Source organism: Candidatus Pelagibacter sp. HIMB1521, from assembly GCF_052047875.1.
GTDB lineage: Bacteria > Pseudomonadota > Alphaproteobacteria > Pelagibacterales > Pelagibacteraceae > Pelagibacter.
Window position 1 is genome coordinate 14,354 of record NZ_JBNAIZ010000004.1, and the last position, 24,427, is coordinate 38,780.

General features: G+C 33.1%; 22 protein-coding genes. 9 read left to right on the forward strand and 13 right to left on the reverse strand.

Features of this window, described 5'->3' with window-relative positions; genetic code table 11:
- Positions 1–3 precede the first annotated feature (3 nt).
- The 12 genes from glnT to gcvT form a co-directional block, all read right to left on the reverse strand.
- On the reverse strand, positions 4–1,329 hold the full coding sequence (gene glnT / locus ACTTA5_RS02025; protein ID WP_440647511.1) for a type III glutamate--ammonia ligase: 1,326 nt from the start codon (positions 1,327–1,329) through the stop codon (positions 4–6).
- A 17-nt stretch (positions 1,330–1,346) separates the two neighbouring features.
- Positions 1,347–1,496 (reverse strand): hypothetical protein, encoded by a 150-nt coding sequence (locus tag ACTTA5_RS02030; protein ID WP_262590388.1) that lies wholly within the window; start codon positions 1,494–1,496, stop codon positions 1,347–1,349.
- A gap of 60 nt (positions 1,497–1,556) precedes the next feature.
- Complete coding sequence (locus ACTTA5_RS02035; RefSeq protein ID WP_440614087.1) at positions 1,557–1,787, reverse strand: hypothetical protein; 231 nt, start codon at positions 1,785–1,787, stop codon at positions 1,557–1,559.
- A gap of 11 nt (positions 1,788–1,798) precedes the next feature.
- Positions 1,799–3,199, reverse strand: coding sequence for an ammonium transporter (locus ACTTA5_RS02040; RefSeq protein ID WP_440647513.1), 1,401 nt, complete (start codon positions 3,197–3,199; stop codon positions 1,799–1,801).
- Positions 3,200–3,326: 127 nt separating this feature from the next.
- Complete coding sequence (locus tag ACTTA5_RS02045) at positions 3,327–3,740, reverse strand: hypothetical protein (protein ID WP_075506197.1); 414 nt, start codon at positions 3,738–3,740, stop codon at positions 3,327–3,329.
- Between the two features lie 9 nt (positions 3,741–3,749).
- Complete coding sequence (locus tag ACTTA5_RS02050) at positions 3,750–5,153, reverse strand: FMN-binding glutamate synthase family protein (RefSeq protein ID WP_262590391.1); 1,404 nt, start codon at positions 5,151–5,153, stop codon at positions 3,750–3,752.
- On the reverse strand, positions 5,153–6,007 hold the full coding sequence (locus ACTTA5_RS02055; protein WP_262590392.1) for a GXGXG motif-containing protein: 855 nt from the start codon (positions 6,005–6,007) through the stop codon (positions 5,153–5,155). Before ACTTA5_RS02055 ends, ACTTA5_RS02050 begins: the two co-directional genes overlap by 1 nt.
- Entirely contained in the window at positions 5,995–6,939 is a 945-nt protein-coding gene (locus tag ACTTA5_RS02060; protein WP_440647515.1) for a glutamine amidotransferase, read from the reverse strand. Before ACTTA5_RS02060 ends, ACTTA5_RS02055 begins: the two co-directional genes overlap by 13 nt.
- Positions 6,940–6,969: 30 nt before the next feature.
- Entirely contained in the window at positions 6,970–8,439 is a 1,470-nt protein-coding gene (locus ACTTA5_RS02065; protein ID WP_440647517.1) for a glutamine synthetase family protein, read from the reverse strand.
- 70 nt (positions 8,440–8,509) lie between these two features.
- Positions 8,510–9,838: an NAD(P)/FAD-dependent oxidoreductase gene (locus ACTTA5_RS02070; RefSeq protein ID WP_075506192.1), complete on the reverse strand. Its 1,329-nt coding sequence runs from the start codon at positions 9,836–9,838 to the stop codon at positions 8,510–8,512.
- Between the two features lie 102 nt (positions 9,839–9,940).
- Positions 9,941–10,291, reverse strand: a complete 351-nt coding sequence (locus ACTTA5_RS02075) for a hypothetical protein (RefSeq protein WP_440647519.1) — start codon at positions 10,289–10,291, stop codon at positions 9,941–9,943.
- Positions 10,292–10,295: 4 nt separating this feature from the next.
- The gene (gene gcvT, locus ACTTA5_RS02080; RefSeq protein ID WP_440647521.1) at positions 10,296–12,635 is read right to left on the reverse strand and encodes a glycine cleavage system aminomethyltransferase GcvT; all 2,340 of its coding nucleotides are present in this window, start codon (positions 12,633–12,635) and stop codon (positions 10,296–10,298) included.
- A 145-nt stretch (positions 12,636–12,780) separates the two neighbouring features.
- Between gcvT and ACTTA5_RS02085 the strand changes: the two genes are divergently transcribed.
- From ACTTA5_RS02085 to ACTTA5_RS02115, 7 genes are all read left to right on the forward strand, one after another.
- Positions 12,781–13,725 (forward strand): ABC transporter substrate-binding protein, encoded by a 945-nt coding sequence (locus tag ACTTA5_RS02085; protein ID WP_262590397.1) that lies wholly within the window; start codon positions 12,781–12,783, stop codon positions 13,723–13,725.
- Positions 13,726–13,808: 83 nt separating this feature from the next.
- Positions 13,809–14,186 carry an MORN repeat-containing protein gene (locus ACTTA5_RS02090; protein ID WP_440647523.1) on the forward strand — a complete coding sequence of 126 codons (378 nt, stop codon included), beginning with the start codon at positions 13,809–13,811 and terminating at the stop codon, positions 14,184–14,186.
- On the forward strand, positions 14,186–14,737 hold the full coding sequence (locus ACTTA5_RS02095; RefSeq protein ID WP_440647525.1) for a hypothetical protein: 552 nt from the start codon (positions 14,186–14,188) through the stop codon (positions 14,735–14,737). Before ACTTA5_RS02090 ends, ACTTA5_RS02095 begins: the two co-directional genes overlap by 1 nt.
- A gap of 65 nt (positions 14,738–14,802) precedes the next feature.
- Positions 14,803–15,834: a quaternary amine ABC transporter ATP-binding protein gene (locus ACTTA5_RS02100; RefSeq protein WP_440647527.1), complete on the forward strand. Its 1,032-nt coding sequence runs from the start codon at positions 14,803–14,805 to the stop codon at positions 15,832–15,834.
- A 3-nt stretch (positions 15,835–15,837) separates the two neighbouring features.
- On the forward strand, positions 15,838–17,991 hold the full coding sequence (locus ACTTA5_RS02105; RefSeq protein WP_440647529.1) for an ABC transporter permease: 2,154 nt from the start codon (positions 15,838–15,840) through the stop codon (positions 17,989–17,991).
- A 4-nt stretch (positions 17,992–17,995) separates the two neighbouring features.
- Positions 17,996–19,474 (forward strand): glycerol kinase GlpK, encoded by a 1,479-nt coding sequence (glpK, locus tag ACTTA5_RS02110; protein WP_440647531.1) that lies wholly within the window; start codon positions 17,996–17,998, stop codon positions 19,472–19,474.
- Between the two features lie 8 nt (positions 19,475–19,482).
- Complete coding sequence (locus tag ACTTA5_RS02115; protein WP_440647533.1) at positions 19,483–20,445, forward strand: 2-dehydropantoate 2-reductase N-terminal domain-containing protein; 963 nt, start codon at positions 19,483–19,485, stop codon at positions 20,443–20,445.
- Here ACTTA5_RS02115 and ACTTA5_RS02120 read toward each other — a convergent pair whose 3' ends face one another.
- Positions 20,446–21,777: an NAD(P)-binding domain-containing protein gene (locus ACTTA5_RS02120; RefSeq protein ID WP_440647535.1), complete on the reverse strand. Its 1,332-nt coding sequence runs from the start codon at positions 21,775–21,777 to the stop codon at positions 20,446–20,448.
- Between the two features lie 81 nt (positions 21,778–21,858).
- On the opposite strand from ACTTA5_RS02120, the gene ACTTA5_RS02125 reads away from it, so the two are divergent.
- Together ACTTA5_RS02125 and ACTTA5_RS02130 are read left to right on the forward strand one after the other, a co-directional pair.
- Complete coding sequence (locus tag ACTTA5_RS02125; RefSeq protein WP_440614099.1) at positions 21,859–22,935, forward strand: ABC transporter ATP-binding protein; 1,077 nt, start codon at positions 21,859–21,861, stop codon at positions 22,933–22,935.
- A 114-nt stretch (positions 22,936–23,049) separates the two neighbouring features.
- Positions 23,050–24,381 (forward strand): ABC transporter substrate-binding protein, encoded by a 1,332-nt coding sequence (locus ACTTA5_RS02130; RefSeq protein ID WP_440614100.1) that lies wholly within the window; start codon positions 23,050–23,052, stop codon positions 24,379–24,381.
- Positions 24,382–24,427 lie beyond the last annotated feature (46 nt).

Consider the following 24,427-nt stretch of genomic DNA (forward strand, 5'->3'; position numbering starts at 1 on the left):
AAACTAACAATCTAATGTGTTATCTTTTTCCCATTTAGTAACTGCTTTGGATTTATCAAAACTTTCTTTTGATTTAAATTCTTTAATTTCTGTATCTCTTAATTTTATATAACTTGAAATAACATCCGATCCAAAAGCTTCATTCATACTTTTATTATCTTTTAATTGAGAAAGTGATTGATCTAACTCATCTGGTAATTTTGGTAAGTCAGGATATTTTGCAAAGTCTTCGTACATATTGCAATACAAAGGATTGCCAGGATTGATTTTATTTTTGATACCATCTAAGCCAGCAGCCAAAATACTAGCTTGTAATAAATATGGATTTGCTGATCCATCCATTAATCTTAATTCAAACCTTCCTGGATCAGGAATTCTAATCATATGTGTTCGGTTGTTTCCAGTGTAAGAAATACTGCTTGGTGACCATGATGCTCCAGATTTTGTAGGTGGTGCATTAATTCTTCGGTAGCTATTAATTGTTGGATTAAAAAATGCCGACAACGATGATGCGTTTTTAATTACTCCACCTAAGAAAATATATGCAATTTTACTCAATCCAAGTTTATCAGATTTATCTAGAAACTTATTTTTCTTACCTTGCCAAACTGATACATGAGCATGACACCCATTACCTGTTAAATTATTAAATGGTTTAGGCATGAATGTTGCTCTTAATCCGTGTTTTTCAGCAATTGTTTTTACCATGTATTTAAAAAAGGTATGTCTGTCTGCAGTTTCTAAGCAGTCAGAGTAATCCCAATTCATTTCAAACTGTCCGTTTGCGTCCTCATGGTCATTTTGATAAGGACCCCATCCCATTTCAATCATGCAGTCACAAATTTCTTTAATTAAATCATATCTTCTCATCAATGCAGATTGATCATAACAAGGTTTTGATTGAGTATCTCTTGGATCAGCAATTGTCTCTCCATCAGGTGATATTAAAAAATATTCACATTCAACACCCGACTTCATTGTTAAATTTTGTTTCTTAAGTTTTTTAATTTGATTTTTTAACATTACTCTTGGAGAGGCTTCCACTGGTTTACCGTTCATCCATAAATCAGATGCTAACCAACCAACTTCTTTATTCCATGGTAATTGAATCAAGCTATCAGGATCAGGGATCCCAAACATATCAGAGTCTGCTGGCGTCATATCTAGCCATGCTGCAAAACCTGCAAAACCAGCACCTGCATTTTGCATTTCTTTGATTGCATGAGCTGGAACAAGTTTTGATCTTAAAACTCCAAAAAGATCGACAAAGCTAATTAAAAAATATTTAATTTTTTTTTGTTTTGCAATTTTAAATAAGTCTTTAGCCATTACCTAGCTTAACATAATTATTTAAAAAAAGATAAGATAGTTTCTTTATAATAAATCAAATTTACAACTATGATAATTATTATTGCTAAAATTACACCGTATTTAGCTTTAGGAAATGCAACTCCTCTCATTTTTGAGGGTCTTAATTCTTCATTTTCATCTGTCATAAAAAATTTAGATTAAAAAGGGCGCTATTAATTAAAACAGCGCCCAAATTTTTATTTTAATTACCAATCGGTAATATTGCTTTTATGATCATTAGCACCATGTCTCTTCTTTGCTAATCTTGAAAGTTCATCACTTTCAGATTTTGCAGTTAACACGTGCCAACCAATCCATAAAATTATAGCAATGATTACCAGTATACCTTCACTAGATCCAGCACCAGGGTAAACAGCGCCAACTACTTCTTCAGCTGGCTTGTTAAGGTGATCTATCCAGTTTGTTACTGTAGCCATATATTTCTCCTTTACCTGGTTGCAGATGAAACTGCTTTTTCATCTTCTTTAGCAGCCTCCATCATTTCATAATCTAGTCCAGCTATTTCTACCTCTCTAGGGATTCTTAATTTACCCATACCGTGAAGCACTTTAGCTATGACATAGCCTGGTATTAGTCCAAGAACAACAAACATAATTATTGCTCCGATGAACTGTCCAAGAGGATTGATTGTTGCATAAGTAGTTCCATCCCACATAGCACCCACGCTGTATCCAGATGAAGGGTAACCCCATAAAACAAAACCACAAATTATTAGACCAACAACTCCCGCATAACCGTGAACTGCTACTGCACCAACTGCATCATCGATTTTGAACTTTCGTTCAACCCAGTAATGTAGTTTGTATGCAATCACAACACCGATCATACCAATGATCATTGATTGAATTGGATGATATAAGTCATTTCCAGCTGAGGCACAGATAACACCTGCTAGTCCACTAGAGTATGTCCAGAAAGGATCACCTTTAGCAATCCAATATCCGGCCAGTAATCCTCCTGATAATGACATCAAGAAGTTAAAGGTAATACCACTAAGTGTAGTAGGAGTTACGTAAATGTTTGTAGCTGTCCAATAAGATATACCTTCCATTCCATATTCTGGACCTAAGTCGAAAATTGGAATGTTACATGCAGCATAAAATCCCCAGAAACCAGTATAAATTAAAAATAATCCAACTGTTACTAACCAAGGATTTCTAGGCCCTATGTTTCTAGGTTCACCACTTGATGAGAATTTTCCAATTCTTGGACCTAAAACCACAAGAACACCTAAAGCAAATCCACCTGCAATTGCGTGAATTACTCCTGATGCATATGCATCATGATATCCTAAAAGTTTTAACATCCATCCATCAAAGTGCCATCCCCAAGCAGCATCAATTGTCCAAAATACAGATCCGATTGCAATTGCTAGAATACCAAATGCAAAAGTTGTAATTCTTTCAATGATTGCTCCTGAAACGATAGAAGCAGCTGTCCAAGAGAAAAGCAGGAATGCAGCCCAGAAGACACCAGAAATGTGATCTCCTAGATTGATCGCCATAAGTTCACTTGTAGCTGTATACCAAGTAGCACTAAACGCAGACTCGTCTGTGATTAGAGCAGTACTCTCATTCATTATTGAAGGTGCTAATCCAGGTCCTGTTGGAAAAGCCCAGTAAATCCACCAACCAAATAAAAACCAAGTTACTGTCACCAGTGGTATCAGCATTGTGTTTTTCATAAGAGTATGTTGATGGTGTTTGTATCGAGAAGCTCCAACTTCATACATACAGAATCCAACGTGAATTAAGAACATCAGCACCACTGTTACCCAGTAGTAGAACTCTGTAAATATGGTAGTAAGAGCAGCTAACTGATCAGTCATATTCTCTCCCCATATTTGTTATTCTAAACCCTATAAAATTATTAGATTAGTTACAAATATAAAGAGAGACTAAAAACCTAGTGTGGTCACTAGGTTTTTAGAATTAAAATCAACTATTGATTGTTATTTAAAATTTTAGGTATGCCTTTTTCAAATCAACAAGAGGATGTTTTGGAGACATTTGAAACTTAACTAAAAGCTCTCTTGCAATCATGTCTCTGTCTTGTTGATTGTTAGGTAGTTTAATTGATTTTGGAATTGTTACCCATCCATTTGCATTTCTGCAAAACACAGCAGGTCTTCCTTCTTCGTAACCCATGTGTACATCTTCCAACCAATTTAAATCATCCCATCCCATTGCCTCAATATATTTTTTTAAGAATGGAGTTATTTTTTTATAATCAGGCAACAGGTTAACGTCATATCTATAACCAATCGACTGGCCTATCATTTTTTCTCTAGCAGTTTGTTTTTTTACTCCAAACTTAACTTTTGAAACTTTAGCTTTCGATTTAGTTTTTTTAGTTTTCTTTTTAGCCATCGTTACCTCTTATATTTTATGATAGTTATCAACACCAACAGTGTAGTTTGTACCTGCAAGTGGAACTTTCGCTAATGCAGAAGCTTCAGAAGTTAAAGCTGCTAAATCTTCTGGTTCTAACGAATGAATATTTGTCTTACCACAAGCTCTAGCTAATAATTGAGCTTCCAAAGTCATTGAGTGTAGATAGTTATATACTCTCAACGCTGCATCATCAGGATTTAATCTTGCTCTTAGTTTAGGATCTTGTGTAGCAACACCAACTGGACATCTTCCAGTATGGCAGTGATAACATTCCCCAGCTTTTACACCCATTTCTTTTTCGAAATCAGCTTCTGGAATATCTTTGTTGCAGTTAAGTGCAATCATTGATCCAGTACCTATAGCAATTGCATCAGCTCCAAGAGCTAAAGCTTTAGCCATATCAGCACCATCTCTTACACCACCTGCGTAGATTAACGTTACTTTTCCAGTTTTTCCCACATCATCAATTGCTCTTCTCGCTTCTCTAATAGCAGCAATTCCTGGAATTCCAGTATTTGCAGCAGCAATGTGTGGTCCTGCTCCAGTAGATCCTTCCATACCATCTAAATAAATAGAGTCTGGGTCACATTTTGCAGCCATACGCACATCATCATAAACTTTAGATGCACCAAGTTTTAATTGAATTGGAACTTTATTTTTTGTCAATTGTCTTAACTCTTCAACTTTTAGAGCTAAATCATCTGGACCTAACCAGTCAGGGTGTCTTGCAGGTGATCTTTGGTCAATACCAGATGGTAGTGATCTCATTTCTGCAACTTGGTCGGTTACTTTTTGACCCATTAAGTGTCCACCCATACCAACTTTTTGTCCTTGTCCAATAAATACTTCAATTCCATCAGCCAATTGAGCGTGATGAGGATTGAAACCATATCTTGATTGAATACATTGGTAATACCATTTCTCTGAATATCTTCTTTCATCTGGTATCATTCCACCTTCACCTGAACAAGTAGCACTTCCTGCCATAGTAGCTCCTCTTGCTAAAGCAGTTTTTGCTTCATATGAAAGTGCACCAAAACTCATTCCTGTAATGTAAACAGGTATATCTAATTCAATTGGGTTTTCGCATCTTGGACCAATTACAGTTTTAGTTTCACATTTTTCTCTGTAACCTTCGATTACAAATCTTGTAAGTGTTCCAGGCAAAAATACCAAATCATCAAATGTTGGAATTTTTTTCATTAATGCCATTCCACGCATTCTGTATCTTCCTAATTGAGATTTGATGTGAATGTCGTCTATTACTTCAGGAGTAAAAATAGCATTGTGTCCTAGTAGACTTTTATTTCTTTTACCTTCTTCATGAACATGAACGTCAGCTTTTCCACCAACGCCTTTACCGTTCTTTTTACTTTTTTTCTTAGGCATTAAATTGCTCCCTTCTTCTCTGTAGGTTCTAAATTATCGTAATTCCAAAGTTTTTTACCAGCTACAATTTTTTTCATTTTACTAACGTCAAAATTTTCACCAATTTCAGCAACTTTTAATTTTCTTTTTAGCCAATCTTGATCGCTTGCTGTTAATTCAGCATCTACAGCATCACTACCATAAGATCCAATTTCTCCTCCTACGAATATTGTCCCATCGTACATTGAGTCGCCCAGGTTAATTCCAACATCTCCAAGAATTATTATTCTTCCTCTTTGCATCATAAAACCAGTGAAAGCACCTGCGTCACCACCAATAATGATAGTTCCACCTTTCATGTCAATACCAGTTCTAGCACCAACGCTACCTTTGCAGATCAAATCTCCACCTCTGATAGCTGCACCAAAACAAGATCCAGCGTTTTTCTCAATTACAACTTTGCCAGCCATCAAGTTTTCTGCACAAGACCAACCAACTCTTCCATTGATTCTAACAATTGGTCCATCACATGAACCAATTCCAAAATAACCTAAACTTCCTTCAAAAATTAAATTTAATTTATTAAGGATACCCACACCTAAACTGTGTTTTCCTTGAGGGTTTTTGATTACAATTGTTCCGTAACCTTGGCTCATTAAATTATCAATTTCTTTATTAGCCTCCGCAGCAGTCATATCTTTAACGTCAAGATCAGTTCTTTTGTTAAAGTCTACGTCATAAGTTCCAAAGTAATAAAAATTCTCTGCCTCATCTGGGTTAAAGAATTTTTGTTGAGTTCTCCCTGTTAGAACTTCGGTATGCATACCCATTGATTGGGCTTTAGATTTTTTTGATACTGTTTTTAGATTTGCCATACTTTAACCTCCCCATCAAATGGATCATATGTGTCTATTTCTTGTGGTAACACTGATCTAATAGCTATCTCCTCTGATCCCATTGCAACTAAATCATCTGATTCATATAAAACTAAAGGTTTTGCAGCCATAGTGTCTTTAGCCATTCCCAAAGAGTCTTTTGTAGCCACAAAATAAGTAAATACACCGTCTAAACCAGTTAAACTCTCTTTCATGCCTTCTTCTAAAGTTGCACCATCTCTCATTTTTTCTGCAAGATAAACAGCGATTAATTCTGAGTCACACTCAGACATAAATCTCATTCCTTTATTTTCCAACACTCTTCTGTTGTTCCAATAGTTTGTTAACTGACCATTGTGAACTACAGAAACGTCACTAAAAGGATAGCCCCAGAAAGGGTGGGCAGATTTGATATCAACACCAGACTCAGTCGCCATTCTAGCATGACCTATTGCATGAGTTCCAACAACTTTATCTAGGCTATATCTATCACAAACCATTTTTGCGTTACCTAAATCTTTAATAACTTCTAATGATTTACCCATAGATAAAATTTCTACACCTGGAATACTTTCTATTCTTTGAGAAAAATCTAACAAATCTTTTGCGTTGTAATCAATCTCATATCTTAAAGAGTAGGGAAGTGTTCTTTCTTCTTTAACAACTTTAGCTCCCATTTCAGCTAGAGTTTGATCTACAACTTTTTTTCTTTCATCGTATACAGAAACATCTTCCATAACAGACGAACTTCCTTCTCCTACGTTTTCACCAACTTTAAAACGCATGATGAAATTTTTGCCATCTGTATCTCCATACAAAGCATATCCAGTTGAGTCTTCACCTCTATGTTTTAACGCCTGAAGCATTCCTTGTAATTCGCTTCCAACATTTGAGGATTTTCCTCTATGAATTAATCCTGCTATCCCACACATATTTTTATACCCTTTCTATTATTTTATGACCTACGGTAAACAATCAAGATAAGTATCCAGATCCCATTGAGTTGTAGCACCCAAGAATCTTTCCCACTCATCATTTTTGTACCAATGGAAAACTTTATACATTTCATCTGGCATTGCAGATTTAATTACTTCATCCTCTGCAAGTCTAGCCAAAGCTTCACCAAGACTTAATGGAAGTTTCTTAACATCTTTACCAGCCTTTTGAGCTTCGTAAATATTTCTAGACTCAGGAGCAGCTGGTTTTAATTTTTTACTAATTCCATGATCACATGCTTTTAGTAACGCTGCACCTAATAAGTATGGATTGTGCATAGAGTCTACTGATCGGTATTCAAATCTACCTGGTGCAGAAACTCTTAATCCACATGTTCTATTTTGGTATCCCCAGTCAGCATAAACTGGTGCCCAGAAACCTTGATCCCATAATCTTCTATAAGAGTTAACTGTAGAAGATCCTAATGCTGTTAGTGCTGGTAAGTGTTCCATGATACCTGCAATTGATTGTAAACCAATTTTACCTGGTAACTGCATATCTTTAGTATCAGGCATAAAAGTATTTGTTCCACCTTCAACGTAACTAAATACTTCCTCAACACCTGGAAGATTTTTGTTTCCAAGTTTGTTTACTTTAACTTTTCCACCTTTCCATAGAGACATATTTGTATGACATCCACTTGCAGAAACTCCCATGAAAGGTTTAGTCATAAAGCAAGCTATCAAGTTATGTTCTCTTGCAACTTGAGCACAAATTTGTCTGTATGTTGATAATCTATCTGCGTTTCTTAAAACGTTATCATAAGTCCAGTTTAATTCTAATTGACCTGGTGCATCTTCGTGGTCTCCTTGAATCATATCAAGTCCCATCGCTTTTGCGTATTCAATTACCTTCATAAATACAGGTCTCAACGACTCAAATTGATCAATGTGATAACAGAATGGCTTAGAAAAACCTTTACCAGTAGGGGTTCCATCTTCATTTTTTGTTAACCACATCATTTCAGGCTCAGTACCAACTCTTAATTCTAGACCATGTTTTTTCTTAAATTCATCCATGAAAATTCTTAGATTTCCTCTGCAGTCTGAAGTTAAGTGACCGCCTGGATTTTGTCTTTCTTCCCTGTTTCTAAAACATGTTACAAAAACTCTTCCAACTCTTTTGTCCCAAGGTAATTGTACAAAAGTATCTGGATCAGGTATTCCAACAAGCTCCATAGCCTCTGGACCATAACCAATGTAGTTATTATGACGATCTAAAAATAAGTTTGCTGTTGCTCCGTAAACTAATTGAAATCCTTTTTCTGCTGTTCTTTCCCAGTGATCGGCAGGTATACCTTTACCTACGACTCTTCCTGTTACAGAAATAAATTGATAATAAATATAAGTTATTCCAAGTTCGTTAATTTTTTCTCGAACTTTTTTTACTAATTTAGCTCTACCTGGCTGGTTAACATGTTTTTCTAGATCCGTCATTTTCACCCCTCAATGAATTATTAATTATTCAAGCGTAGCTGAAAACTTTATTCGTGTCTAGGCTTAGAGTTTAACTCCAAGGGAACGGACTGTTAGAAGTAGGATGAAGTTCACCCTTCTCGTAACGGTTGAATCTAAACGGTTTCAATAAATCACTTTCAGTACCAAGAATTTCTTTTGCAACAAGTTCACCAACACCAATCATTTTATATCCGTGATTAGCATCAGCAATCATGTAAACGTTTTCAAAAAATCTATCGAAGATAGGAAAAGAGTCAGGTGTCATACATCCTAAACCACCTGATGGTCCTTTTCTGTATAAGTCTGATTTTCCTTCAAATCTTTTTTGGCAATGCGCAAGTGCTGAACACCACATTTCACTAAAAGCGTCTGTTGTTTGATACTCTGGAGATTCAATTCCATAAGGATCAACATTTACTTGATCAAAATGTTTTTTAACAATGTAAGGAGAAGTTCCACCTTGTACACCTAAACCTTCGATATCAGGTTTATAATAAATTCCCCAAATTTTATCTGTTAGTAATTTTTTTGTTTTGTCAGAGTACAAAGGTGCTGTTGAGTCAACGTGAACTACAGGTGGTTGTTTACCGTCATTTGTTTTTAAGAAATCTGGCTCAACACCGATAACTCCTTCTTGAAGCATCCAGTAAGTCCACATATCAGTTTCATGCATCTTACCATCTTTACCTTTTATGTGAGCTGTCTTTGGTAACTCTAACATATTCCAAAAATCTCTTGCCCATGGTCCCGCACCAACAACTACTTGTTCGCACTCAATAGTTCCTTTGTCGGTTTCAACACCAGTTACTGCTTGACTGTTACTTCCTTTTTTAAAACCAGTTACTCTTACACCTTTCATAACTTGAACACCATTAGATGTAGATTTGTTCTCTAGGGCTTTAATTGAATCTTTATTAAAAGCGTATCCACCTTTTTTTTCATGAAGTACAGAAGTGATACCTTGAGCTTGCCAATCATCAAAAATTCCCTTCATGTAATTTGTGCAATCTTTTTCACCTTCAATAAAAACTGATTCATATCCAATTGCTTTTTGTTGTTCATATATACTTGCAACATCTTCATGCATTACTTCTGGAGATATTTGTAAGTATCCTACTGGATTATATTTAAATGCTTTAGGATCACTTTCCCAAACTGAAACTGAATGAGCCATCAATTCTCTCATTGCTGGCTGAAAATAATTATTTCTTACAACTCCACATGCAATTCCACTTGCACCAGCAGCTGTATCTTTTTTTTCTAATACAACTATGTCGCCAGGATTTTTGTAAGTTTCTGAAAGTTTCCATGCAGTACTCAAACCGTGTATTCCACCACCGATTATCACTACTTTTGCTTTTGAAGGTAATGTCGTCATATCAAAACATTATTTTTTGATAATGTTAATTAATATACTTATTTATAGAAGTAAAAATTATATATAAAAATTAGATACTTTTTATATTAGTCAAAAAATTAATTAATAACTGATGTTTTTTAGTGTTTCTAAATAGTTATTAAATTCTTTTATAAATGACTCACTTGGGACTATATTTTTAATTCGCTGGTCAGTTGAAGTTTTTTCAAGTTTAAAGAATCCTTTTTCACAAGCCTCTGTAATTATTAAAGCTGATTTTGGCCTAGATGTTTTAAATAATTTTGTTTTTAATTCTTCAACAGATAGTTTTGTTCCTTCTTTAAAAGCTGACATAACTAATAACATCATGTGATAGTGAGAAGGTGACTTTCTGAAAAAATAATTACTAGAAGTATGGGATTGTTTCATTTGTTCTTCCCAGAAATCTAATAGGGTTTTTTTTTCTTTCGGCATTTTTTTAAGATCTTACTCTAGACTTAGTTGGATCGTAGAATGGGAAGCCAACAACTTTTGCACTAATTCTTTTTTGGTGACCATCAATTTTTCCAACTTCAACTTCAGTTCCAATTTCTGAATATTGAACATCTATTCTACAAAGAGCTACATTTTTATTTAGAGTTGATGATAGACATCCACTTGTAACAATACCCACTTGAGCTCTACCAATATGAACACAATCACCATGACCTGCAATTTCTTTTCCAATCAATTCCAAGCCAACTAATTTTTTTTGAGGATTGTTTTTTCTTTTAATTAATTCTTCTTTACCAATGAAGTCTTCTTCTTTAGTTTTCAAAGGAACCGCAAAACCTATCCCTGCTTCAAAGGGATCTTGTTGACCATCAAATTCATTTCCAAATAAAATTAATCCAGCTTCTATTCTAAGCTTATCAAGAGCAGCAAAACCAGCAGGAATTAAACCGTCATCTTTTCCTGCTTCCATTAATTTATCCCAAACTTCAGGAGCATGGTTTGGATGACACCATACTTCATAACCAAGCTCACCTGTATAACCAGTTCTAGAAACAATTAGCGGAATACCTTGTAATTCTTCAATTCTACAAATTGTAAATCTAAACCAACCTAGCTCATCAATAGATGGTTGGGTAGGTGGTGTAAAAATTATCTTTTTTAAAATTTCTCTACTTTTTGGACCTTGTATAGAAACATTACTGATTTGGTCTGTTGAATTTTTAACATTTGCATTAAAATTTTTTTTCTTCGCTATTTCTTTTAACCATTCTCCAGCATACTCATCACCACATATCCATCTAAATCCTGTTTCGCTTAATCTTAATAATGTTCCATCATCAAACATCATTCCATTTTCATAACACATTGCAGAATATACAACTTGGCCAACTGATAATTTTTTAATGTTTCTTGTAAGTGTGTAATTTAATAATTCCTCAGCATCTGGACCTATTATTTCAAATTTTCTAAGTGAAGATAGATCAATTAATACCGCATCGTTTCTACAGGCATTATATTCATTTACTATTCCGTGTTTCGTATAATCATTTGGAAGCCAAAAACCTCTTGCATCAACAAAATTTCTAGTAAGTTGAGATGTACGTTCGTGGAAACCTGAATTTCTTGTTAATTTTTTTTCTGAATCTGTTTTCATTCGAAAAGCAAATGACTTTCTAAATTCTTTATTTTTGTCATAAGTTCTAACAAAAATTTCAGTAGGATTCCATGAATTACAAGCATCAATATCACTAGGACAAGCTGTAGTACCAATTGTTAAATCTTTTAACGCTCTAAACATTACATAATCACCAGGTCTAGAATAAGATTCATCAGATATTACTGAATTTAATCCAGCAGCTGAAGTATTAAAAAATAAATTAATTGCATGCCATCCTTTTTGTTTTTGAACTCCATATTTAGACATACTCTCAGTTAAATTATCAGAGCAATTAGGATGACCAAAGTAACCAGCATCTTCATAATATTTTGAAGTACATGCAAGATTAAAAGTATCATGTTTACCAACGGTATCTCTTATTACTTCTACTAAGGGTTCATGATCAGTATCATAAAATTTTGAATGTAATCCAGGACCAGGAAAAGTGTTTCCCATAAAAGTTCTAGTAGTTTGCCAATCTAATCCTTTTTCAATCCCTTTTTCTAATTTTTTTGTATCAAATGCCACAAAGTCTGAACATTGTCTCCCAGTTGGACTTATGACTTGAATGTAATCTCCTTCTTTAACTTGGTAAGATGTTGAAGTTTCTTTATCTATGTTTTCTTCATAAAGTGGTTCAAAAACTGGATCAGGTATAACGCTTAGCTCTTTATCATTTGTAATTTTTGCTCTTTTAATAAATATAGTTAAATCTGTCGGTGGATTTTGTTTGGTAACATCCATATCTTCACCTGGTGCAGCAAAGATTGCATAACATTTATCTTTTGATTTAAGTTCAATCTTTTCTTCAGCTTTTGTATCAAGATCAAAAACTATTGATGATTTAGACTCTTTTATATTTAAGCTTCTTTTTTTTAATTGATAATTTGTTGCTAAGATTGTTTCATCTTTTCCATTTAAAATGTCTCTTATGAAATTTTTTTGACTGTTTTCTTTTAAATTTAAAATTCCTAATTCTGACTTTCCATCTTTATTAAAACAAATTATTTCACAAATTTGATTTCCTTCATCGTTGATTATTTCTATTTCATCATCTGGAAAAATTTGAAAAGCAGTAAGAGCACCACCATTTACAATATGTCGTTCAACTCCAGGTGGTAAAATATTTAGTCCAGGATTTTTAATGTCTTTACTTGTTCCAAACATTTTTAAAATTTTTTAATATTGATATATTTTTTATCACCATTTTTATTGATTAAATATATATATATTTTTTAGAACTAATAATTCTTTACCTGGCTATTCGTTTTAACATAGAGTGTTAATATTAATATTAATAGAGGGGAAAAAAATGAAAAAAATAATGTCATTATTATCTGCTCTAGTTATTTCTGTAGTAAGTTTCTCAGGAATTTCTAACGCTGATAGCAAAAAGCCCATCGTAATCCCAACTCATAACTGGTCATCTCAAATTGTGATGGCTTACGTTATTGGTGGAATTTTTGAAAGCATGGGTAACAACGTAAAATATGTAAACGCTGACTCACAAGCAGTTTATGAATCAATAAGAATTGGAGACGTAACTATTTCTCACGAAGTATGGGAGTCTGCATTCGGTAAGTCATTTACTACTGCTCTAGATAAAGGTGGTTTACTTGACTGGGGTGATCATGAGGCAAGAACTCTTGAAGATATGGGTTACCCGAACTGGGTTGTTGAAAAAGGTTTGTGCCCAGGTCTACCAGATTGGACAGCTTTAAAAAATCCAGACTGTGCTAAAAACTTTACAACACCTGACTCTCCAGATGGAAAAGGAAGAATGTTGGAAGGACCTCAAAGTTGGCATGGTGATTTAATTCCGCAAAGAGTTGAAGCTTTAGGTTTAGGTGATCTTTGGTGGGTTAAATTTGCTGGAGGTGCAGATGCACTTTGGGCTGAATTAGCAGCTGCTGAAAAAGAAGGAAGAGGAACTATAATCTTCAACTGGACACCAAACTTTACAGATGGTGCTGGTTTTACATTTATTGACTTCCCTCCATACACAGCAGGTTGCAGACCAGAAGATGGTGGTGATGGTAAATGTGGATCTCCTGATGGATACTTGAAAAAAGCAGTTCATGAGGATTTCCCAAAAACTCACCCAGACGCAGCAGCAGCATTTAAAAAGATGTCATTCTCAACAAGTCACATTGGTGCGATGGCAGCTTTAGTTGATGTTGATAAAATGACTCACGAAGATGCAGCTAAAAAATGGTTAGCTGACAACGAGTCAGTTTGGAAACCTTTTACTAAATAAGGGTAAAAGTTAAAAAAATTAAAATCTCCCCCAACTTGTTTGGGGGGGATTTTTTTTTATTCTAATTTGTGTAAAGTGACAAAATGAAAAAATTTCTAATTTTCATATTTTTAATTTCTTTAATCAACTCATCTGCATTTGCTCGAAGTACAGGATGTAAAGAAGGAAACTGTGAAAATGGTTTTGGCAAATGGATTTATACCGATAAGACAACTTATGAAGGTGAGTGGGTTGCAACAAAAAAAGAAGGTCAAGGAGTTGAGACATGGCCAAACGGATATATTTACAAAGGTGAATTTAAAAATAGTGAATGGAGCGGAAAAGGAGTTTTAACTTTTCCCGATGGATCTACTTATGATGGTGAATGGTCCAAAGGTTTTATGAATGGGCAAGGAACATTTACTTGGGCAGATGGAAAACAAAAATCAGGTACTTGGGTAAACGGAAAGTTAAAAGAGTAATGTCAAAGGAAAATAGTTTAAATAAAACTGAAGACAATTCAAACTCAACAAAGCAATTCATTGGCTTAATAATTGTTACAGCAATAGTGATAGTTTTTTTTGCTGTTTTAAATGGAATATTTGGAGGGGGAGACGAGCTTGTAGAAAAAATGAAATTGGAAGAACAAAGAATTGCTGAAGAGAGAAAACTAAGTGAGCTCATATCTAAATTACCTTCAGGAATATTAGTATCCTTTGATGGAACTGACCATTATAGATTAACTGATGAGGTATATGAGCAAGTATGTAAAGCTACAAAATTAATTCCACAACGAGCAATAATGGGTGCTAATTTTTTAAATTTTAGAGCACACGAGATTTACACAATTAACGGAAATAAAATTGATGAAACTTTTGTTAAATGGGATCAAGAAAAAGGCAAGTGTTATGCAGGTTTTACAGTAAGTGGAAACAATGTTGGGGTAGATGAAACTATTACTGTTAGTGGAGAAGCTTTGAGTTTTTTAAGTACAGGTATTGATACTAGAGTTTACTATATTAAGAATTTTTAATGATGAAAGGTTACAATAATTAACATTTAAATTTTATTGAATTTCATATAACTTTGAGAAGATTTATGTCTGAGACCGTTATTAAGTGTGAGTCAGTTTATAAAATTTTTGGTGAGAATGCCAAAAAAATGCTTGAAGAATCTAACGGCAATGTAGATGCAAAGACATTTCAAGAAAACGGTTGCATAGTAGGAGTTAACAACGCTTCGTTTGAAGTTTCAAAAGGAGAAATGCTAGTAGTAATGGGTTTATCAGGATCGGGTAAATCAACATTACTAAGATGTATTTCAAGATTAACAGATGCAACTGGAGGAAAAATTTTCATAGAAGGTCAAGATTTACTTCAATTGAATAATAAAGAATTAATTGAGCTTAGAAGAAACAAAATGGGAATGGTTTTTCAAAGCTTTGCCTTGTTGCCTCATAAAACAGTTGTAGAAAATATTGCTTTCCCACTTCAGATAAAGGGCATTAAGACTGAAGACAGTATTAGTAGAGCAATGGAAATGGTTAAACTAGTTGGACTTGATGGAAGAGAAAATTATTTTCCAAGAGAACTTTCAGGAGGTCAACAACAAAGAGTTGGGATTGCTCGATCTTTAGCAGTGGAACCCGATATTTGGTTCTTAGATGAACCATTTTCAGCATTAGATCCATTAATTAGAAAAGAAATGCAAGACGAGTTTTTAAGATTGCAAGAAAAATTACAAAAAACAATTATGTTTATTACTCATGATTTTGATGAAGCTTTAAAATTAGCAGATCGAATTGCGATCATGAAAGATGGTATTATAGAACAGTTAGATACACCTGCTAACATAGTTTTAAATCCAGCTACAGAATATGTAAGAAAATTTACTGAAGAAGTTCCAAGAGAAAAAGTTTTAGTCATTGAAGATGTAATGGATAGTTCAAATAAAGATAATTTAGGAGATATAAAAGTTTCAAAAGATGACATTATTGAAAATGTTGCAGAAAAAATTCTTACCCAAGAAAAAATTGTAGCAGTGGTTGACTCCAATAACAATATTATTGGTTCAATAAAACCTTCAACAATTATAGATACAGTTTTTGGAGGAAGAAAAAATAGCAGCTAAACCATGGAATATTTAAAAAAATACCCAAAGTTGTTTCAATGGATATTTTTGTTGGTTGTATTTTTTGCCCTATGTTTTGCAATTGAAGTTCCTGAAACTTATAAATTTATAAGAGGCCAAGCAGAATTTGTAAAAGACCCTAACCAAAGTGTTTATTTTTTTCTAGGTAAAGAAGTCAGATATTATGCGTTTGATGTGTTTTGGAGATTACCACCTTTACTTGGTTGGTTGCCTATTTGGATAAACGACTCTTTATTTTTCTTAATGAACGAGTGGATGCCAATGGAGTTTTGGAATGAAGATACTCAAGAGTTTAAAACTAGACCACTTTTATTAGAGATTAGTAGAAATTTAACGTCTTTTATGACGTTTTTGATTGAGTTGATTAGAGAAATATTGCTTGGAGGATTAGAAACTATAGTTGCATTCACGAGCTGGGACTTTATTGATGCTTATCCTTGGTTAGAATTACCAGGTTTACCTTGGACTATCGTTGCAGCAGGAGCAACAATACTTGCATATAAGTTAAGCGGTATTGGCCTTGCATTGTTTGCAGGTTTAACAATGGTCTATATTTCAATTTTTGGTCAGTGGAAACCTTCAATGCAAACACTTTCTTTTATCTTAGTTGCTGTTCCTCTGTCATTTGTATTTGGTATTAGTTTAGGTATTGCAGCTTACAAAAGTAAACGAGTAGAAAATGCTTTGTATCCAATTCTTTTAGTGATGCAAACAATGCCTCAATATGCAGTATTGGTTCCTGCGCTTGTTTTATTTGGTGTTGGTGATCATGCAGCTGTAATAATTACAATGGTCGTAGCAGTTCCCCCAATGATTTTATTAACCATTCTTGGACTAAGAGCAGTTCCTCCAGAAGTAATCGAAGCAGGAAGAATGAGTGGATGTACAAACTGGCAGTTAATGACTAAAGTACTTATTCCAACCGCAAGAAGAGATATCTTAATTGGAGTTAACCAAGTTATTATGGTTTGTTTTTCTATGGCAGTAATCTCTGCGTTTATTGGTGCTAAAGGATTAGGATTTAATCTATTGCTTGCTTTAAACCAACTTAACATTGGTCTCGCTCTTGAAGCAGGTTTATGTATTAGTTTGATTGCAATTCTATTAGATAAAATGTCATTAGCATGGGCAAATCAACAACAAGATTATTTCGGTAATCTTACTTTTTTCCAAAGAAATAAAAATATTATATTTTTTGGTGGATCAATAATTGTTGGAGCTATTCTTGCTTATATCGGAACATTTATTTTTAAAGATACGTTTAATTATTTATTTGAAGTTCCACACAACAAAGGATTTTCAACAGCTGATTTTTGGAATAAGGGTGTTGATTGGATTTTTGATACATTTTTTGTTTATATAAAAGCATTTAATACATGGTTAATTACAGAAGTGCTTCAACCAATGAGAGCTTTATATTTAAGAATGCCAGCTGTTGCCACTTTAGTATTAGCTGTAGGAGCTGGTTATCTAATTGGAGGAATTAGATCAGCATTAGTTGTTGCTGCTTTAACTTTATTTATAGCATTAAGCCCATGGTGGGATAGAGCATTGGTTACATTGTACATGGCAACTTTTGGAGTAGTTGTTTCTTGTTTAATAGGTTTTACAGTTGGAACTTTATGTTTCCAGAATAAAAAGTCCGCAGCATTTATGTTAGGGGTTTGTGATATTTTTCAAACTTTCCCATCGTTTGTATACTTAATTCCAGTAATGATGTTATTTGGAATTACAGATACTTCAGTTTTAATTGCTGTAATTGTTTACGCTACAATTCCAGCAACCAGATATACTATTGAAGGGTTAAGAAGTGTACCTGCTGGTTTGCATGAAGCAGCAACGATGTCTGGTGTTAATAAATTTCAAAGATTAACTAAGATTGAATTTCCATTAGCTTTCCCACATATGATGCTTGGGATAAATCAAACAATCGTATTTGCTTTATTTATGGTCATTATTGGAGCCTTTATTGGAACAGAAGATCTTGGACAATATATTTTAAAAGCTTTGTCAGATAAAAATGGAGCTGGAATAGGTTTAACATTGGGTATTTGTGTTGCTTTCATAGGTTTGATTTTTGATAATTTAATCAGAACTTGGGTTGAGAAAAGAAAAAAACATTTAGGTATAGCTTAGTCCATTGAAAAAATTAATTATTTCTATCGATCAAGGAACAACATCATCAAGAGTAATTTTATTTGATACAAAAGGCAATATTGTTTTTGTTTCACAATTTGAATTTAAACAATATTTTCCAAAAAATGGATGGGTAGAACATAATCCGAATGAGATCTGGTCCACAACACTTAAAGCTTTAAAACAAGTAATAAATAAAGCCAAAAAATTAAAAGGTCACATACTTACAATTGGAATTACAAATCAAAGGGAAACAACAATTCTATGGAATAAAAAAACAGGAAAGCCAATTTACAATGCAATTGTATGGCAAGATAGAAGAACCCAAGATTACTGTAAACTGCTTAAGAAAAAAAATTATGAAAATCTATTTAGAAATAAAACTGGATTATTTATAGATCCATATTTTTCAGCAACTAAAATTAAATGGATTTTAGACAATGTTAAAATTTCAAAAAAACTTCTTAATTCAAATGATTTATTGTTTGGGACTGTAGATACATTTTTAATTTGGAAATTAACAAAAGGTAAACAGCATTTAACCGAAGCATCTAATGCAAGTCGGACAATGTTGTATAATATTAATAACAATAAATGGGATAAAGAAATTTTAAAAAAACTAAATATTCCACAAAAAATTTTACCAGAGGTAAGGAACTCAGCAGATAATTTTGGAAAAACAGATAAAAAAATTACAGGAGTTGAAATTTCAATTTCTGCAGTTCTTGGTGATCAGCAGGCTGCAGCATTTGGACAAACTTGTTTTGAAAAAGGATCTATAAAAAGTACATATGGTACTGGTGCATTTGTTATTATGAATACTGGTCCAAAAAAAATTAATTCGAAAAACAAATTACTGACTACTATTTGCTATCGATTAAATAATAAGAATACTTACGCCTTAGAGGGATCAATTTTTATAGCTGGCGCAGGAGTACAATGGCTAAGAGATAAAGTAAAATTGATAAAAAAAGCACCTGAAACTGAAAAAATTTCAAAATCATCTAAAATTAATGATGGTGTTTTTGTTGTACCAGCTTTTAGCGGAATGGGAGCACCTTATTGGAGACCAGATGCAAGAGGAGTAATCACAGGACTAACAAGAGACAGTGATTGGAAAAGTATAGTTAGAGCAACAGTAGAATCTGTTGGTTATCAAAGTTTTGATTTGTTTAACTCAATGAACAAGGATGGTTTGAAACCAAGAATAGTTAAGGTAGATGGCGGAATGGTTGCAAATAATTGGTTCACACAATTTTTAGCTGACATTATTAATTTAAAAGTAGTTAGACCAAAAATATTAGAGACAACTGCTTTGGGTGTAGCTTTGTTAGCTGGACTTCAAATAGGAGAATATAAATCTTTAAATCAAATCAAAAATATGTGGAAAAAAGATCGTGTTTTCTCTCCAAATATTAAAAAAACATTAAGAAACGAACTTTTAGCGGGGTGGAAACTAGCAATTAAAAAAACTTTAGCGTAACTAGTATTATGAAAAAAGTTTTAATAATAGGAGCGGGCGCAATGGGTGCTGCATTTACTTTTCCTCTTGCTGACAATAATTATAAAGTAACTTTAACCGAGCCTTACAGCAAAGATCTCTTAAATAAATTAATAACAAAAAAAAAATTTCATCCAGCATTAAAACTTAAATTATCAAAAAAAGTTTCTATCAAAAAATTTTCATCAGAATTACTTAATGAAAAATGGGACTTAGTTGTTGTTGCAGTAAGTTCTATTGGAATTGAAATGGTTAGACAGCATTTAAAAAATATAAAAAGAAAAGTTTCTATTCTCGTTTTGACCAAAGGTCTTAAATATGATCGAAATAATAAAAAAATTATTACTATGTCTGAGCAACTAAACAAAGGAAATCAAAATTTAAATATTTCAGTATTAAAAGGACCTTGTTTAGCAAAAGAGTTAGCAAAAAAAATCAAAAGTTACACTGTGATAGCAAATAAGAATATTAATATTGCAAAAAATATAGGAAAATTAATCTCAACTAAATATTACAAAACAGAATATTCAACTGATGTAAAAGGAGTTGAATTTTCATCTGCAATTAAAAATATATATTCAATGATTATTGGATCAGGTGAAGGTGAAAATACTGCTTCAGCTTTATTTAGAAAATCATTAGATGAAATGGAATATTTAATAAAATATTTTAGAGGTAAAAAAGAAACAGTTCATGGGTTAGCTGGAGTGGGCGACTTATATGTTAGTGCAGTTGGAGGTAGAAACAGTAAAATGGGTGAATATTTAGGAAAAGGTTTTACTTTTAAAGTTGCAAAAAATAAATTTATGAAAAATGATACAGTTGAGGGCGCAGATCTTGCTAGAGAGATAGCACCCTATATATTGAAAAAAATTAATAAAAATAAAATACCACTTATGCATGCACTATTAAGTGCAATCATAAAAAATAAAAAATTAAATGTTAACTATTAATTATTTATTTAAAAACGTCTTCATCGAGTCATCCATTGCAGTTTCCCATGGAGTATGGTGTATAGGTGCAACAGAACCTGTAACAGGTGATGAAAACGATTTATTTCTGTAAGTTAAAATATCTTCTACCTTATGATGTTCCCATTCTTTGAAATGTTTTCTGATTAATTCAAAATCTATTTTTGGATAATCAGACATATCATGAAGTTCTTTTGTGTACTCGGTTTGAAAATCAATCATTTGATCTGGGTTTTCTAATTTTTCCTCCATAGCAACCCATTTATTGATATCTTTGTTGATTTCATCAGCACTTGGCATTTTAATTTTCCCCATAATCACATCTCTTGCAAACCATGCTTGGCAATCAAACATATTAAAAGTATGGAATTGGTCTTGCATACCAAGATATAAAAGTTTTTGATTATCTTGCCAAACAACTCCTTTATATAATTTCGGCGGATATAATCTGTTATGTGTTTTTAACTTAATACTTTCATCTAAAAATGGAAAATGATGCAGGTAACCAGTGCACAAGATTATTGCATCTGCATCTTGTTCAGTACCATCTTTAAAAATTGCTTTTTTTCCTTCCAATCTATCTAGATAATGAACTTCTTTCATACCTTTAGGCCATTTAAATCCCATAGGTGCATTTCGATATCCAATAGTTACACTTTTAGCTCCGTATTTATTACACTGCAGAGCAACATCCTCAGCTGAATAACTGCTTCCTAAAACAATCACATCTTTTCCTCTAAACTCTTCTGCATCTCTAAAATCATGTGAATGCATTATTCTTCCTGGAAAAGAATTCATTCCTTTATATTCAGGAATAAAAGGAACAGAAAAATGACCAGTAGAAACAACTAAATAATCAAATGTATTTTTTGAAATTTCATCTTTAGCTTTGTCTTGATAAGTAATTTCGAATTTTTCATTTTCAAAAACTACATTTGTAACTCTTGTGTTTAGTTTTATTTTATTTTTAATTTTGCCTTTGCTCACTCTACCTAAAATATAATCTTGCAAAACTTCTCTTGGAGGGAAAGAAGGAATTGGTTGTCCAAAATGTTCATCAAAAGAATAATCTGCAAACTCTAAACATTCTTTAGGACCATTTGACCATAAATATCTATACATACTATTATGAATTGGGTCCCCGTATTGGTCACTACCTGTTCTCCAATTATAGTTCCACAAACCTCCCCAATCTTCTTGTTTTTCAAAACAAACTATTTCAGGAATTTTTTCACCTTTATTTTCTAAGTGTTCGAATGCTCTTAACATTGATAGACCGCAAGGTCCTGCTCCAATAATTGCAATTTTACTCATTGTGTTTTCTCCAGTTTATAAATATGCTTACCAAATATAAACAAATTAAAAATAAAATTACAATATAATTATTAACTCAAGATGGCTGAGATAAATATTTCTAATATAAATAAATCTTTTGGATCTACGCATGTGATCAAAGATGTGTCTTTGGATATAAAAAGTGAATCTTTCACTGTATTGGTTGGACCAAGCGGATGTGGAAAATCAACAATGTTAAGAATGATTGCTGGCTTAGAGGAGATCAACTCAGGAACAATTTCAATAGATGGACAAGTTGTAAATGACCTTCCTCCTAAAGAAAGAAATATCGCAATGGTTTTTCAATCATATGCTTTGTATCCACACATGACAGTGTTTGATAATATGGCTTTTGGATTAAAGATTGAAAAAAAATCTAAAGAAGAAATTACAGAAAGAGTTATGGAAGCTGCTAAAATTCTTCAAATTGAAGAATACTTAGAGAGAAAACCAAAACAATTATCAGGGGGACAAAGACAAAGAGTTGCAATTGGTAGAGCTATTACAAGAAAACCAAAAGTATTTTTGTTTGACGAACCTTTGTCCAATTTAGATGCAGCTTTAAGAGTTCAGATGAGAGTAGAATTAGCTAAATTGCATGATCAATTAAATGCAACAATGATTTATGTTACACACGATCAAACAGAAGCAATGACACTTGCAGATGATATAGTTGTATTGGACCAGGGTATTGTTTCTCAAAAAGGATCACCTTTAAAATTATATAATGAGCCAGAAAATTTATTTGTAGGTGGATTTATTGGTTCACCAAAGATGAACTTTATTAATTCTAAAGTTCTAAGTTCTAATAATTCTGGAACAGAAGTTGAAATTTCAGGACAAGGGAAAATTATTGTTCCAAAAATTTCAGATAAAGTTTCACCTGGTGATAGTGTTAAAATTGGTATCAGACCTGAGCATATCTTAATCAATGGAGGCGAAAATTGCTGGGAAAGCAAAGTATTCGTAATTGAAAAATTAGGTTCATCTACTTTTTTGTATCTTGAAAAAGAGGGAGAACCTCTAGTAGTTCAAACTGATGGAGCCAGCAAAGTTAACGTAGGCGACAATCTTAGCTTAAGTTTCGATCTAAACAAATGTCATTTATTTGATAGCAATAATTTAGCCTTTAAATAAAGGTTTTTTTCATTTCTTGTTGAAACTTACTCAAACGAGATATGACACTATTGCATAAGAAATTTCTTTTTAAAAATAATAAGGTTTAATTAAAATAATAATAAGGAGATAACAATGTTTAAAAAAACATTAATAGTATTATCTGCTTTAGCATTTTTTATTAATAATGTTGCTTTTGCAGATATCAAGTTTTGGACAACTGAAACTCAACCAGCAAGAATGGCTAAGCAAGAAGATATGGCTAAAGCTTTCGAAGCAAAAACTGGTATTGCAGTTGAAGTTATTCCAATCGATGAGAAAGAATTAGGTAAAAGAGCAACAGCTGCAGCTGCAGCAGGTGATTTACCTGATGTAATTTATCATACACTTCAATATGTATTGCCATGGGCTGAAGCAGGAATTTTAGATGTTGATGCTAACAATGATGTAGTTAAAGAATTAGGTAAGAAAACTTTTGCACCTGGAGCATTAAAAATGGCTAAGCAAGGATCAAAAATTGCTGCTGTTCCAGTTGATGGTTGGACTCAAATGATCGTTTATAGAAAAGATCTTTTTGAGAAAGCGGGTTTAGAGCCACCAACTAGTTATGCAAATATCACCAAAGCAATAGAGGTTTTATCTTCAAGTGATATGTTTGGATTTGTTGCTGCTACAAAAACAGACGAAAACTTCATGAGTCAGGTTTTAGAACATGTATTATTGGCTAATGGAGTTAACGTAGTTAAAAAAGGTGGTATTAAAAAACAAGGAAACAAACTTAAAAAAGCTTTAGAGTTTTATAAAACAATTGCAAAAGCTAGTCCAGAAGGTGAATTATACTGGAAGCAATCTAGAGAACTTTATTTTGCAGGTAAAACTCCAATGATTATCTGGTCTCCATTTATTATGGATGAGTTAGCAGGGTTAAGAGATTCTGCTCCTCCAACAATAAATGACGATCCAACTTCAAGTGAGTTAGCATCAAAAACTGGTTTCATTACAAACTTTAGTGGACCGAACAATAAAAAAGGTGCTGCTTGGGCAGATGTAAGATACTTTGGTATAACAGCTGATGCAGATACGGATGAAGCTAAACAGTTTATTCTTTATTCTATGGATGAAGGATATACTTCAACTTTAGCAATTGCTCCTGAAGGAAAATTTCCTGTAAGAAGAGGTAATGCAAGTGATCCAGCTGCGTATACTAAAGCTTGGTCAAAACTTCCAGTTGGAGTAGATAGAAAAGCTCCATTAACTGATCTTTATTCAGCAGATGTTATCGATAACATTGTAGCTGGTTTAGATACTGCTAATAGATGGGGAGTTAAAGAAGGTGAACTTTCTAGAGCTTCTAAAGTTATCAATTCTCAATTCATTAATAGAATAACAAGATTATATATTGATGATCAAATTGATGTTGATGAAGCAGTTGATATGATCAATACTGCATTAGCACAGTTCAATTAATTTTAATTTTTTAAAAAAGCGGATAATATTAATTATCCGCTTTTTT

Coding starts and splice junctions, on each gene's coding strand:
- ACTTA5_RS02120 (WP_440647535.1), bottom strand. CDS start 21,777: ATGAGTAAAATTGCAATTATTGGAGCAGGACCTTGCGGTCTATCAATG.
- ACTTA5_RS02070 (WP_075506192.1), bottom strand. CDS start 9,838: ATGACGACATTACCTTCAAAAGCAAAAGTAGTGATAATCGGTGGTGGA.
- ACTTA5_RS02065 (WP_440647517.1), bottom strand. CDS start 8,439: ATGACGGATCTAGAAAAACATGTTAACCAGCCAGGTAGAGCTAAATTA.
- glnT (WP_440647511.1), bottom strand. CDS start 1,329: ATGGCTAAAGACTTATTTAAAATTGCAAAACAAAAAAAAATTAAATAT.
- ACTTA5_RS02055 (WP_262590392.1), bottom strand. CDS start 6,007: ATGGCAAATCTAAAAACAGTATCAAAAAAATCTAAAGCCCAATCAATG.
- ACTTA5_RS02130 (WP_440614100.1), top strand. CDS start 23,050: ATGTTTAAAAAAACATTAATAGTATTATCTGCTTTAGCATTTTTTATT.
- ACTTA5_RS02125 (WP_440614099.1), top strand. CDS start 21,859: ATGGCTGAGATAAATATTTCTAATATAAATAAATCTTTTGGATCTACG.
- ACTTA5_RS02095 (WP_440647525.1), top strand. CDS start 14,186: ATGTCAAAGGAAAATAGTTTAAATAAAACTGAAGACAATTCAAACTCA.
- ACTTA5_RS02100 (WP_440647527.1), top strand. CDS start 14,803: ATGTCTGAGACCGTTATTAAGTGTGAGTCAGTTTATAAAATTTTTGGT.
- gcvT (WP_440647521.1), bottom strand. CDS start 12,635: ATGTTTGGAACAAGTAAAGACATTAAAAATCCTGGACTAAATATTTTA.
- ACTTA5_RS02030 (WP_262590388.1), bottom strand. CDS start 1,496: ATGACAGATGAAAATGAAGAATTAAGACCCTCAAAAATGAGAGGAGTT.
- ACTTA5_RS02105 (WP_440647529.1), top strand. CDS start 15,838: ATGGAATATTTAAAAAAATACCCAAAGTTGTTTCAATGGATATTTTTG.
- ACTTA5_RS02040 (WP_440647513.1), bottom strand. CDS start 3,199: ATGACTGATCAGTTAGCTGCTCTTACTACCATATTTACAGAGTTCTAC.
- ACTTA5_RS02090 (WP_440647523.1), top strand. CDS start 13,809: ATGAAAAAATTTCTAATTTTCATATTTTTAATTTCTTTAATCAACTCA.
- ACTTA5_RS02035 (WP_440614087.1), bottom strand. CDS start 1,787: ATGGCTACAGTAACAAACTGGATAGATCACCTTAACAAGCCAGCTGAA.
- ACTTA5_RS02085 (WP_262590397.1), top strand. CDS start 12,781: ATGAAAAAAATAATGTCATTATTATCTGCTCTAGTTATTTCTGTAGTA.
- ACTTA5_RS02045 (WP_075506197.1), bottom strand. CDS start 3,740: ATGGCTAAAAAGAAAACTAAAAAAACTAAATCGAAAGCTAAAGTTTCA.
- ACTTA5_RS02060 (WP_440647515.1), bottom strand. CDS start 6,939: ATGTGTGGGATAGCAGGATTAATTCATAGAGGAAAATCCTCAAATGTT.
- ACTTA5_RS02075 (WP_440647519.1), bottom strand. CDS start 10,291: ATGCCGAAAGAAAAAAAAACCCTATTAGATTTCTGGGAAGAACAAATG.
- ACTTA5_RS02115 (WP_440647533.1), top strand. CDS start 19,483: ATGAAAAAAGTTTTAATAATAGGAGCGGGCGCAATGGGTGCTGCATTT.
- ACTTA5_RS02050 (WP_262590391.1), bottom strand. CDS start 5,153: ATGCCTAAGAAAAAAAGTAAAAAGAACGGTAAAGGCGTTGGTGGAAAA.